Source organism: Streptomyces sp. ATCC 21386 (assembly GCF_018728545.1).
GTDB lineage: Bacteria > Actinomycetota > Actinomycetes > Streptomycetales > Streptomycetaceae > Streptomyces.
The window spans coordinates 1,081,664-1,093,880 of the sequence record NZ_JAAVVL010000001.1 but is presented as its reverse complement, the minus strand read 5'-3'; the positions used below and the strand labels follow the sequence as shown (position 1 = coordinate 1,093,880).

Sequence of the window (12,217 nt, the reverse complement as noted above, 5' to 3'; positions counted from 1 at the left end):
GAGGGGGCGCGTGAAATCGGGCCCGCGCCGGTGCGATCCACGGCTGTCGGCCTGTCGCTGCCGGCCCTGTCACCGGTGGCCTGCCGCTGATGGCCTGCGCTGCTGCCATACCGGGATGACGTTCGGGTGCCGTCGCAGTGGCCCGATCCGGACACCTTGGCGGAATGGTCACTTCCGTGCCACAGCGGCCTGCCAGGTGTTGAACAGGTCGTTCGCCGTGCAGGAACGTGGAGCGCGACGGCGGCCCGTCCTTACTCGGGGGAGGGGACGGGCCGCCGTCGCACCGCGTCAGGGGCCGGGGCGAAGCGGCCGGTCTCAGCCCGTCTCCTCGTCGCCCACCGTGAAGTGCAGCGTGTCCTTGAGGAACGGGATCTCCAGCCACGGCTTGGGCTGGGCCATCAGCGCAAGCAACACGATCGCGGTGCCCAGGAAGATGTACGTGGCCATGTCGGTGAAGCGGGAGCGGACGGCGAGCATGCCGACGTCCCTGACGGCCCAGCGCAGCGCCGCACCGGCGAGCAGCGCGACGCCGATCAGGATCGTGCCGACCCGGAACGCGTCCAGCGCGGTGAGCAGCAGGCCGAGGCCCACGGTGCTCAGCACGGCGAGGATCGGCCACTGCCGGACGGGCGCGGGCGCCTCTCGCGGTGCCGCCCTGCCGCCGCCCTCGGGCCGCGCGGTGTCCTTGGTGAACATCGGGAACCGCCGGGTACCGCGCGCGGGCTTCCCGTCGGCGTCGGGCACGCTGATGTGATCCCGTACCTCGATCTCATCACCCTCGTCGCCGCCCGCAGCGGACCTGGCCGCCCCGGCCACACCCGCCGCTTCAGCCGAAGGGCCTGCGCCCTCGGCCGCTTCGCCCGACCGGGCGGCCCCTGTCGACCGCGCGCCCCTTGCACCCTCGTCCGCGCCAGCCCCCTCCGCGGTCTCCGCAGTTTCCGCCGCCTCCGGCGCCTCCGGCGTCTCGACCGCCCCGGCGCCCTCAGCGGCCCCCGCGGTTCCTGTCGTCCCGGCCGTTTCCGTCGTCCTCGACATCTGTGCCCTCTCCGACGCCGCTGCCCCGTCGCTCGCGCCCGGCCGCTCCGACGTTGCGGCTTCGACCGCCGTCTTCCCGAGACCGGGGGAGCCGTCGGCCGACGCCCCTGGCCGTTCGGCCCGGCCGGAGGCCCTCGGGGGCCCCGGCCGTCCCGACGTCCCCTCCGCCCTGCCGTCAGCCGACACTGCGCTCCGCCGCCTCGACCACGTTGACGAGCAGCTGGGCGCGGGTCATGGGCCCGACACCCCCGGGGTTGGGGGAGATCCACCCGGCGACCTCGGCGACCCCGGGGTGCACATCCCCGACGATCTTGCCCTCGGCTGAGCGGGAGACACCGACGTCGAGCACGGCGGCGCCCGGCTTCACGTCCTCGGGCCGGACGAGGTGGGCCGAACCGGCAGCCGCGACGATGATGTCGGCCCGCTTGAGGTGCGCGGCCAGGTCACGCGTACCCGTGTGGCACTGGGTCACCGTGGCGTTCTCGCTGCGCCGGGTCAGCAGCAGCGGCATCGGACGGCCGATGGTCACACCGCGCCCGACGACCACGACCTCGGCGCCCTTGATCTCGACGCCGTACTGGCGGAGCAGGGTGAGGACACCGTTCGGCGTGCAGGGCAGCGGCGCGGGCTCGTTCAGGACGAGGCGCCCGAGGTTCATCGGGTGCAGGCCGTCCGCGTCCTTGTCGGGGTCCATCAGTTCGAGGATGCGGTTCTCGTCGATGCCCTTGGGAAGCGGCAGCTGCACGATGTATCCGGTGCACGCGGGGTCCTCGTTGAGCTCCCGCACCACCGCCTCGATCTCCTCCTGCGTGGCGGTCGCGGGCAGCTCGCGCTGGATGGAGGCGATGCCCACCTGCGCGCAGTCGCGGTGCTTGCCCGCCACGTACTTCTGACTGCCGGGGTCCTCCCCGACCAGGATCGTGCCGAGTCCGGGCGTGACGCCCTTCTCCTTCAGCACCGCCACGCGGGCGGTCAGATCGGACTTGATCGCGGCTGCGGTGGCCTTGCCATCGAGAATCTGGGCGCTCATGGCCCCAATCTTCGCGGATGACCGGTGCCGGGTTCCAATCCGGTCACCAGGCGGACGCCTTCCGCCCCGTACCGGTCCGTACGGAGCGTCCCTGCGGGACAAGATCGGATGTGTTGCACTTGCACAACACCCGCGATATCTCCCTGGACATCCGGGCGGGCATATAAAACGATTGGGACACAGTGCCGCGGGCACTGCCGGGGGGCGTGACCAGTTCAAAAAGGCAGGGCATTCCTCCGAACCGTGCCGCGCGTCCCGCACCAGGCAACGGAGGAAACCCCGCATGAGCTTCGGCGACCCGAACAACCCGTACGGCCAGCCCCAGCAGCAGCCGCCCGCCCCGGGCTACGGCTACCCGCAGCAGAACCAGCCCCAGCAGCCGGGGTACGGCTACCCGACCGCCCCGCCGGTCTCCCAGGGCTACGGCGGCTACCCGGGCGCTCCCGAGACCATGCCCAGCACGGTGAACGCGGCCCGCATCATGCTCTGGGTCATCGTCGGCCTCCAGGTCGTCGGCGTGCTCCTGTACGGCATCGGCGCGATCGGTGTGGCCGCGGCCAGCGACAGCACCGAGGACCCGGCCCTCGCGGAGGCGCTGGGCAACATCCCCACCGGCCAGATGGTGGCGATCGCCGTCTTCGCGGTGGCCTGGCTGGTCTACGCGATCATGCTGGCCGTGAAGTTCAAGACCGGCGGCAGCGGCGTACGCGTCGCCGCGCTGGTCTTCGGCATCATCACGGCCGTCCTGGGCGTCTTCCCGTTCTTCCTGATCGGCCTGGTCCACCTGGTGCTGGGCATCCTGATCGCCGTCTTCGTCGGCAACGCCAACGGCAAGGCCTGGTTCAACCGCCCGCGCTACTGAGCGCCGCCGAGCACAGCGAAGGGCCGTACCCCGCGGAGAAGGGGTACGGCCCTTCGGCGTGTTCACACCGGGCAGGTCCCGCTGGTCGGGCGGGGCGTCACGGTGCGGACGACGCTGTCCCGGGTCTGCGTCTCGCCGGGGCGGAGGAGGTAGCTGAAGGTGCCGATCACGCAGTAGTCGATGCTCGTGCTGTTGGTGGCCTCGCCGACCGGCACCGCACCCAGCTGCGCCGTCGTCCCTTGCGCTATGCGGTACACGCGGCCCGTGCCGTTCGGGTTCTCCGCGAGACACACGAACCCCTGCGGACACAGCACCGCCGCCGCCTCCTTCTGGGCGGCGACGGCGGTGCCGCCCATTCCCGTACCGAGCGCGGCCGCGAGCACCGCGCCGACGGCCACGACCCGGCGTGACCGATTCAACCTGCTGCGCATGACGGAACCTCCTGAGTCCAGAGCGCTGTCCCCTCGACCCTCGCAGCGGAACGCCCGCCTCTGCACCGGGGTATCGGCCATTCCGCCTGCACTGGCCACAGCGACCACGCAGAGGGCGTTTCGCCACCGGATCAGCCGCCGCTCACTGGCGATCCCATACCACTTATCACCTCATATGACTCGCTTTGACAGGTTCTTCTTCGGAAACGCGGGATGTGCCGGACCTGAGGCGTCTGCCTCCTGTCGCCGTAGCCTGACCCGTCCATGTCTGCCTCGGGGGAGGAACCAGTCATGCACAGCATCATCGTCGTGCCCGTCGACGGAGCACGTCCGGGCGAACAGTTCCGACTCGCCCCCGGCGAGTCCCTGCCCTTCGGCCGTACGGCACGGCCGGGTGCCCCGCATCTGGCCCTGGCGCACGAAGGGGTCTCCCGGGAGGCCGGGGAGATCACGGCCACGGGCGCCTACTGGACGCTCAGCAATCTGAGCCGCGCACAGACGTACGTGGTGGAGAACCCGGAGGGCGCCGGCGAACACATCAAGGTCGCGCCGGGGCGGCTGGACGCGCCGGTGCCGTTCGAGTTCTCGCGGGTGGTGCTGCCCGCGGGCAACGAGCTGCTCAGCTTCGACGTCTGGGCCCCGCGCCACGACTTCCTCGACCAGGCCGGTCCTCGCGACGGCTCGCCCACCGCGTCCGCGTTCCCGCTCGACCGGGGCCGGCGCTACTTCCAGGTGCTGGCCGCCCTGTGCGCGCCACGACTGCGCGGCGAACCGCACGCCGCGCTCGCCACCGCCGACGAGCTGGTCGAACTGCTGCGCCCCTGCTGGCCGTCGGTGTCCCGCACGGCCGTGCAGTGGAACATCGACTACCTGGCCGTCAAACTGCGCCTGAAGCCGGCCCCGGAGTCCGCGCCGCCCGGCGGCACCCGCCTCAACGGCAAGAAGGACCGCCTGGTCTCCCTGGCCCTGCGCTTCGACCTCGTCCGCGAGGCCGACCTGGCCCTGCTGAAGGGCGGGGCGGGCCGATGAGCGCGGAGGAGACGTACGCCGTACCGGTGCCGAAGGGGTATCGCGTCGGCGGCTGGGAGATCCGTGAGCCGCTGGCCTCCGGGGCCTTCGGGACGGTGTACGCAGCCAGGCGCACGGAACCGGCCGAGGGGCTGCCCACCGAGGCCGCCCTGAAGTTCCACCCCACCGGCACCCGCACCCCGCGCCAGCTGCGGCACCTCCAGGAACTCGCCGAGCGCGAGAAGGAGTTGCTGCTCCGCCTGCGCCGTCCGCGCCTCATCCGCATGTACGAGACGCTCACCGTCGACGACCCGTCGGACCCACTGCTCGACGGCGCCTCCGTCCTCGTACTGGAGCGTGCCGAGGGCTCCCTCGACCAGTTGATCGACCGGCTGGCCGGGCAGGCGCGGGGGCAGCGGGCCGTCGCGCTGCCGGGCGGACCCTCGCTCCTCGCCCAGATCTGCGAGGGGATCGCCCACCTCCACCACGCGGGCTGGGTGCACGGCGACCTCAAGCCCGCCAACGTACTGCTGATGGCGGACGGTTCGGTACGGCTGGCCGACTTCAACCTGGCCGCCGAGCTGGACGGCACCCATGCCTACTCCCCGGCGTTCGCCACCCCCGACTACACCCCGCCCGAGCTGCTCTGGGCCGAGGTCGGCGAGAACGGGCACCGGACCCGTCCGACCGCTGACATCTGGGCCTTCGGCGTCCTCGCCCACCTGGTCCTGACCGGCGGCCCGCCCTTCCCGGGCGCCACCCCGCCCGCCCGCAGGGACGCGGTCCTGCGCTACGCGAGCGGCCAGGAGGAGCTACGGATCTCCCCCGAACTGCCCGGCCCCTGGCGGCAGATCGTCACCGACTGCCTGGCCCCGACGCACGCCGCGCGCGCCCCGTGCACCGCCTCGTCCCTGCTCCGCCGCGTCGAGACGGCGGCCGGAGCGGCGCGCTCCCCACGACTGCCCCGGCTCCGGCCGAGGCGCGGCCCCCACCCCGCCCTGCTGGGCGGACTGGCCGCGCTCACGGTCGTGTCCCTCGCCACGGCCGGTCTGCTGGCCCTGCGTGAACCCGCCCCGCAGGGCTACGAGCGCTGCGACCGGGGAGACGTCTGCTTCTTCACCGGCGCGGACGGACAGGGCGAGATGTGCGCCTGGTACGAGTACGACGACGACTGGCTGGGCGGGATCATCACCTGCGACTGGGCGAAGGACACCAGGCCCAGGTCGGTCTTCAACAACGGCTACTCGGGCGACCCGCACGCAGACGTCGAACTCTTCCGCGAGCCGAACCGCAAGGGACCGTTCGGCTGTGTCCAGGAGAACGCCAAGGTCAACTACCCCGAGGGCCTCGTGCTCCGCTCCCACGAGTGGGTGGAGGCGTGCTGAGCGGCGAGCCGCCGACCACCTGACCCTATGACCTTCGAGGTACCGGGGCGGGGGCCGCGCGCGGATGCTTGAGGCGTTCACAGCGAACACCGACAAGAACCCACGGGGAAACGGGGAAATCATGACGACGACCACAACGGCACCGAGCACAGCCACGGCCGTACGGCGCAGGACGGCCATCGCGCTCGCCGCGACCGCCGTGGCGCTCTCCTTCGGCCTGGCAGCCGGGGGTTCGGCCGCGGCCGCGCCGACTGCCGCGGCCACAGCGGGTGACGTGGCCGCGGCGGCCAAGCCGAAGTTCCAGATGCCGTTCCAGTGCAACACCCACTGGCGGATCGACACCTGGGGCCACAACCCGGCCATCGACATCGTGGTGAAGGGGAACCCGGGCTCCTCCGGGAGGCCCGTCTACCCCGGCTACAAGGGCAAGGTCGTCAAGGCCTACAAGGACTCCGGCGCCGGCAACATGATCATCATCAACCACGGTGGCGGCTGGTACACGGCGTACTACCACCTGAAGGACAGCGCCACCAAGTACGTCAAGGTGGGCCAGAACGTCTCCGCGAAGAAGCAGATCGGCCGGATCGGTGCCACCGGCAACAACAGCGGCAACCACGCCCACCTGCACTACGAGCAGCGGTACCGGACCAACGGGGTCCCGACCGAGAAGCACCGCAAGCCGGTGCACTTCAACGGCAAGGCGTACACGGGCGCGGGCAAGACGTGGACGGACGTCGTGAGCAAGAACTGCTGATACGGCCCGCCCGCGACGGCCCGCCGGACCTGCTCCGGCGGCCGTTCCCGGCGTCGCCCGCACGGTACTCTCTCGTCAACTCGTGTTGCCCATGGGACCGTTGAGGCAGCGCACGACCAGAGAGAACACCACCCGGGGGACCCATGTCAGACCAGCGGCCCGGACCGCCGTCGCACTCCCCGGCGTCCCACTCCCCCTCGTCCGGCTCCCCCTCGTCCGACTCCCCGGCATCGCGTGACACCGCGCTGGAACTGGCCGGCGCGACCCCCCTGCGGGCCTCGGATCCCGCGCGCCTCGGGCCGTACGTGCCGCTCGGGCTGCTCGGCAGTGGCGGAATGGGCCGGGTGTATCTGGCCCGGCCCGCCGACGACGCCCCCGGGCTCGCCGCGGTGAAGGTGATCCGGCCGGAGTACGCCGAGGACACGGAGTTCCGGCGCCGGTTCCAGCGCGAGGCGGGCGTGCACGACCGGGTCCGCACGCCCTACGCGCCACGGCTGCTCGGCACCGGCTTCGAACCCGAGGACGAGCACGGGCGCGAACTCCTCTGGATGGCCACGGAGTATCTGCCGGGCCTCAACCTCACGGACGCGGTCCGCGACTGCGGCACGCTGCCGCCCTCGGCGGTCTGGCGGCTGGTGGGCGAACTCGGCCGGGCCCTGTCGGCGCTGGCGGCGGCCGGGGTGGTCCACCGCGACCTCAAGCCCTCCAACGTCCTGCTCTCCGCCGACGGCGTCCACGTCATCGACTTCGGCATCTCGCAGGCGGTGGACAGCAGCGCGATCACCACCACGGGCAGCCGCGTCGGCACTCCCGCCTACATGTCCCCCGAGTACCTCAGGGACGGCCGCTGCGACACCGCCTCGGATGTCTTCTCCCTCGCCGGGACCCTCGTGTACGCCGTCACCGGCCACGCTCCGTTCGGCGACGGCACCGGCGTCGACGTCATGCACCGGGTCGCCTTCGAGGAACCCAAGCCGGCGCTGATGTCCGAACTGGCCTCGGCCGACCCGGCGCTGGCCGCCCTTCTCACCGCCTGCCTCGCCAAGAACCCGGCCGACCGCCCCACCCCGGCCGGCCTCGTCGAGGCCGCCGCCGACACCGGCCGCCCCTGGCCCGACCCCCTGAACTCCCGCGTCCTCGCCCGCCGGGAGTCCTGTGCGTCCCTGGCCCACGCCACGGCCCAGGACACGGCCCGCCTCCGCCTCCCGACCCGACGCGCCACAACCCCGACACCGCCGCCGGGCGAGCAGGGGGCGGCGGCCACGGAGGCTGGGGCCCAAGGGGCGCCCGCGTCGCCCGGCGGTCACAGCGCGACGCCGACCGACGCTGCGCACGGCGGCTCCGCGCCGGCCGGGCCTCACCAGGCGTCCACGCCCGCCGGTTCCTACGGAGCGCCCACGCCTGCCGGGCCGTACGGAGCGCCGATCGCGACCACGGCGTACGGAGCCGCGACGTCAGGCACGGCGTACGGAACGCCGGTGTCGGCCACGGCGTACGGAGCCGTGACGCCGATCGGGGCGTACGGTCCGCCTACTCCCTCGCCCGGCCCATACGCAGGACCGCCGGCCTCCGGCGGCGGCCAGGGGCCCACGGTCACGTCGGTCGCGCCCCGGCGGCGGAGGCGGCCCTACTTCGTCGTCGTGGCCGTGTTGGCGATCTGCGCGGTGGCCGTGGGGGCGTTCCTCGTCACCCGGAAGCCCGTCGAGGAGGCCGCGGCCGCCAAGCCGACCGCCGGTACGGCCACCGCGCCCGACGGGAAGGCGGCGGCGCCGCTGCCGGGGTCCTCCGAATCGCCCTCGCCCTCCGCCGAGAAGGACGGGGAGAAGGGCGACGAGAAGAGTCCGTCCGCGCGGCCCTCGGCGGAGACGACCGACGCCGCTCCTGACGACACGGCCGACCCCACCCCCGGCGCCGGAGGTTCCCCGGGCGGTGACGGCGACGCGGCAGCGACCAGCCCCGCACCCACCCCCACCAGGACCGCGACGAAGCCCGCCACCCCCGCGTGGATCTCCCAGTGCACCTACTACTCCGGCACCGAACTCACCGACCGGGGCGACGAGGGCCAACGCGTCGTCCAGGTGCAGTGCATGCTGCAGAAACGCGGCTACGGCGTCGGCGACTCGGGCGTGGACGGCAAGTTCGGCAAGGACACGGAGTCGGCGGTCAGGCGGTTCCAGACAGCGAAGGGGCTGGAGATCGACGGCCAGGTCGGGCCCGACACCTGGGCGGCACTGCGCGCCACGACGTAGCGAGCGGCCCGCGGCGCACACGTACGAATCGGGGCCCGTCGGACGAACCGACGGGCCCCGTGTCTCACGCCTTCAGCGCATCCACTCGGTGGGATCAGTGGAAGAAGTGCCGCGTCCCCGTGAAGTACATCGTGATCCCGGCCTTCTGCGCGGCCTCGACGACCAGCTCGTCACGGACCGAACCGCCCGGCTGCACGATGGCCTTGACGCCGGCCGCACCCAGCACGTCGATGTTGTCCGGGAACGGGAAGAACGCGTCCGAGGCGACGTACGAGCCCCGCGCGCGCTCGGCGCCGGCCCGCTCGACCGCCTGCTTGCAGGAGTCGACGCGGTTGACCTGCCCCATCCCCACACCGACCGACGCGCCGTCCTTGGCGAGCAGGATGGCGTTGGACTTCACCGCGCGGCAGGCCTTCCAGGCGAACGCCAGCTCGGCCAGCTCGTCGGCGGAGAGGGCGTCGCCGGTCGCGAGGGTCCAGTTCGCCGGGTCGTCGCCGTCGGCCTGGAGCCGGTCGGTCACCTGGAGCAGCGCGCCGCCGTCGACGGGCTTCAGCTCCACCGGCGCGGCAGGCGCGCCCGGCGCCTTCAGCACCCGGATGTTCTTCTTCTTGGCGAGGGCCTCCAGGGCCCCCTCCTCGTAGTCGGGCGCGACGATGACCTCGGTGAAGATCTCCGCGACCTGCTCGGCCATCTCCTTGCTGACCGGCCGGTTGACGGCGATCACACCGCCGAACGCGGACAGCGGGTCACAGGCGTGCGCCTTGCGGTGCGCCTCGGCGACATCCGCGCCGACCGCGATACCGCAGGGGTTCGCGTGCTTGATGATCGCGACGGCCGGCTCGTCGTGGTCGTACGCGGCACGGCGCGCGGCGTCCGTGTCCGTGTAGTTGTTGTACGACATCTCCTTGCCGTGCAGCTGCTCGGCCTCGGCGAGACCGCCGGTCCCGGAGACGTACAGCGCGGCCGGCTGGTGCGGGTTCTCGCCGTAGCGCAGGGTGTGCGCGCGCTCCCAGGTGGCCCCGAGGAAGTCGGGGAACTGCGAGTCGTCGGCGGGCGCGTAGGACGAGGCGAACCAGGAGGCCACGGCCACGTCGTACGCGGCCGTGTGCTGGAAGGCCTCGGCGGCGAGCCGCTTGCGGGTGGTGAGGTCGAACCCGCCGTCCTGCACGGCGGCGAGGACGTCCGCGTACCGGGCGGGGCTGGTGACGACCGCCACGGAGGGGTGGTTCTTCGCGGCGGCGCGGACCATCGAGGGGCCGCCGATGTCGATCTGCTCGACGCACTCGTCGGGGGTGGCGCCGGAGGCGACGGTCTCCCGGAACGGGTAGAGGTTCACGACGACGAGGTCGAACGGCTCGACGCCCAGCTCGGCGAGCTGGCGCCGGTGGTCCTCCAGCCGGAGGTCGGCGAGGATGCCCGCGTGAACCTTGGGGTGCAGGGTCTTGACCCGGCCGTCCAGGCACTCGGGGAAGCCGGTGAGCTCCTCGACCTTGGTGACGGGGACGCCCGCGGCGGCGATCTTCGCGGCCGTGGAGCCGGTGGAGACGAGCTCGACACCGGCCTCGTGCAGCCCGCGCGCCAGGTCCTCCAGCCCGGTCTTGTCGTAGACGCTGACGAGCGCCCGGCGAAGGGGCCGCTTGTTGATGTCGGCGGTCACTGGATAACTACCTTTCGTCCCTCAATGCGATAGCCGTTGCGGGCGAGCCGCCCCACGACATCGACGAGCAGCCTTCGCTCGACTTCCTTGATGCGCTCGTGCAGAGCGCTCTCGTCGTCCTCGTCCCGGATCTCCACCACGCCCTGCGCGATGATCGGCCCGGTGTCGACGCCGTCGTCGACGAAGTGGACGGTGCAGCCGGTGACCCGCGCGCCGTACGCGAGCGCGTCCCGCACCCCGTGGGTCCCCGGGAAACTGGGGAGGAGAGCCGGGTGGGTGTTGACGAACCGGCCGCCGAACCGCGCGAGGAACTCCTTCCCCACGATCTTCATGAACCCGGCGGAGACGACGAGATCGGGCTCGTGGGCGGCGACGGCCTCGGCGAGCGCCGTGTCCCACTCCTCACGCGTCGCGTGGTCCTTGACCCGGCAGACGAAGGTCGGCAGCCCGGCGCGCTCGGCGCGGGCGAGTCCCTCGATCCCGCCGCGGTCGGCTCCGACGGCCACGATCTCGGCGCCGTATGCCTCGACGCCGGTCGTCGCGATGGCGTCCAGCAGCGCCTGGAGGTTGGTGCCGGATCCGGAGACCAGCACGACGAGGCGCTTGGCCACGGGCTTGGCGGCCACAGTGGGGCCCTTTCTACGGGTTCTGCGGGGACGTTCGGGTCCGCCGACCGCGCCGGTGCATGCGGTACACCTGCGCGCTTGTACATTCCTACGAATGCTTCGCGTCCCCCGATACGGGGAAGTCTACGAAGCGGCCGACCGTCAGCAACGATACCGGCACTTCGGACGGCCCCCGTGGGACGGGGGCGTGGCCGGGAGGTAGCGTCTGCCAGGAGTGGGCTCGGGAACGCGGTCGGTGTGCGGGGCGTTCACGGAGTGCCTGCTCATGCCCTACCAGTGGATCTCAGCGCCGAGATCGTGACTGGGTCCACCACCGACGTCGCCGCCGCGCACACCACCAACCGTATTCACCAAGGGGAAGACGCACTCCTGATGCCGGACCGCAGCCTCCGCCTTCCTTCGCTCCTGCTGCGCGAGCGGAGTTCCTCGCCCACGCCCCCGCGCGAGAGCGAGGACGCCGCCCCCGAGCAGCCCGGGCGGGGCCAGGGCTCAGGCTCTTCGGACGACAATCCGTTCGCGCCGCCGCCCGAGGGCGCGCCCGACCGGCCGTGGCAGCCACGCCGGCCCGACGGCCGGGGTTCCGGCGACGGAGCGGGGCGCGGTGGTGGTCACTCGCCGTGGGGCAGTCAGTGGAGCGACCGGCAGCCCGGCCGCTCGTCCGGCGGACACTTCGGTGACCGTCCCGGCGGCCAGGGCGGACCGGGTGGACCCGGCGGTTCCGGGCAGGGCCCCGAAGGCGGGCCGGGCAGCGGGCTGCGCTGGGACCCGACGGACCCGGCCCAACGGCGCGCACGGTACTCGTTGCTCAGCGGTATGTGGGCCTTCTTCTTCGCGCTCTTCGCCTGGCCGTACGTGGCGCTGCTGCTCGGTTCGCTGGCCGTGTACTGGGCCGTCAGCGCGCTGCGGGCGAAGCCGGCCGGCCCGGATCCGTCCCGGCCGGCGACGTCCGAGCCGAGCGGTCGCCCCCAGCGGACGGCGGCCATCAGCGGCCTGGTGACCTCCACGATCGCGCTCACGATCGTCGCCGTCACCTTCACGGCGCAGTTCGTCTACCGCGACTACTACACCTGCGTCGACGACTCCCTCACCACGGTCTCCGCCAAGTCCTGCAAGGACCTCCTCCCGGAGGGCCCGCTGCGGGAGGTACTGGGCGCGCAGTAGCCGCCCGGCACAGCGGTCA

The 12,217-nt window shown here is 72.4% G+C and carries 11 protein-coding genes; 6 read left to right on the top strand and 5 right to left on the bottom strand.

What is annotated here, in order from left to right; all coding sequences use genetic code 11:
• Positions 1 to 315: 315 nt before the first annotated feature.
• The gene (locus tag GWK25_RS04780; protein ID WP_215448624.1) at positions 316 to 816 is read right to left on the bottom strand and encodes a DUF3017 domain-containing protein; all 501 of its coding nucleotides are present in this window, start codon (positions 814 to 816) and stop codon (positions 316 to 318) included.
• A gap of 394 nt (positions 817 to 1,210) precedes the next feature.
• Positions 1,211 to 2,065, bottom strand: a complete 855-nt coding sequence (locus GWK25_RS04775; protein ID WP_184904459.1) for a bifunctional methylenetetrahydrofolate dehydrogenase/methenyltetrahydrofolate cyclohydrolase — start codon at positions 2,063 to 2,065, stop codon at positions 1,211 to 1,213.
• Between the two features lie 283 nt (positions 2,066 to 2,348).
• Between GWK25_RS04775 and GWK25_RS04770 the strand changes: the two genes are divergently transcribed.
• Positions 2,349 to 2,927, top strand: a complete 579-nt coding sequence (locus GWK25_RS04770) for a hypothetical protein (protein ID WP_215448623.1) — start codon at positions 2,349 to 2,351, stop codon at positions 2,925 to 2,927.
• A gap of 62 nt (positions 2,928 to 2,989) precedes the next feature.
• Here GWK25_RS04770 and GWK25_RS04765 read toward each other — a convergent pair whose 3' ends face one another.
• On the bottom strand, positions 2,990 to 3,358 hold the full coding sequence (locus tag GWK25_RS04765; protein WP_251828713.1) for a peptidase inhibitor family I36 protein: 369 nt from the start codon (positions 3,356 to 3,358) through the stop codon (positions 2,990 to 2,992).
• 291 nt (positions 3,359 to 3,649) lie between these two features.
• Between GWK25_RS04765 and GWK25_RS04760 the strand changes: the two genes are divergently transcribed.
• The 4 genes from GWK25_RS04760 to GWK25_RS04745 all read left to right on the top strand — a co-directional run bounded on the left by GWK25_RS04760 (position 3,650) and on the right by GWK25_RS04745 (position 8,754).
• The gene (locus GWK25_RS04760; protein WP_215448622.1) at positions 3,650 to 4,387 is read left to right on the top strand and encodes an FHA domain-containing protein; all 738 of its coding nucleotides are present in this window, start codon (positions 3,650 to 3,652) and stop codon (positions 4,385 to 4,387) included.
• Positions 4,384 to 5,751: a protein kinase gene (locus GWK25_RS04755; RefSeq protein ID WP_215448621.1), complete on the top strand. Its 1,368-nt coding sequence runs from the start codon at positions 4,384 to 4,386 to the stop codon at positions 5,749 to 5,751. Before GWK25_RS04760 ends, GWK25_RS04755 begins: the two co-directional genes overlap by 4 nt.
• Positions 5,752 to 5,872: 121 nt before the next feature.
• Positions 5,873 to 6,505: a M23 family metallopeptidase gene (locus tag GWK25_RS04750; RefSeq protein ID WP_215448620.1), complete on the top strand. Its 633-nt coding sequence runs from the start codon at positions 5,873 to 5,875 to the stop codon at positions 6,503 to 6,505.
• Between the two features lie 143 nt (positions 6,506 to 6,648).
• The gene (locus GWK25_RS04745; RefSeq protein WP_215448619.1) at positions 6,649 to 8,754 is read left to right on the top strand and encodes a serine/threonine-protein kinase; all 2,106 of its coding nucleotides are present in this window, start codon (positions 6,649 to 6,651) and stop codon (positions 8,752 to 8,754) included.
• A 94-nt stretch (positions 8,755 to 8,848) separates the two neighbouring features.
• Here GWK25_RS04745 and purH read toward each other — a convergent pair whose 3' ends face one another.
• Together purH and purN are read right to left on the bottom strand one after the other, a co-directional pair.
• Positions 8,849 to 10,411 carry a bifunctional phosphoribosylaminoimidazolecarboxamide formyltransferase/IMP cyclohydrolase gene (gene purH, locus GWK25_RS04740; protein ID WP_215448618.1) on the bottom strand — a complete coding sequence of 521 codons (1,563 nt, stop codon included), beginning with the start codon at positions 10,409 to 10,411 and terminating at the stop codon, positions 8,849 to 8,851.
• Entirely contained in the window at positions 10,408 to 11,037 is a 630-nt protein-coding gene (gene purN / locus GWK25_RS04735) for a phosphoribosylglycinamide formyltransferase (protein WP_215448617.1), read from the bottom strand. The genes purH and purN overlap by 4 nt, the downstream gene beginning before the upstream one ends.
• A gap of 372 nt (positions 11,038 to 11,409) precedes the next feature.
• Between purN and GWK25_RS04730 the strand changes: the two genes are divergently transcribed.
• Entirely contained in the window at positions 11,410 to 12,198 is a 789-nt protein-coding gene (locus tag GWK25_RS04730; RefSeq protein WP_215457202.1) for a hypothetical protein, read from the top strand.
• Positions 12,199 to 12,217 lie beyond the last annotated feature (19 nt).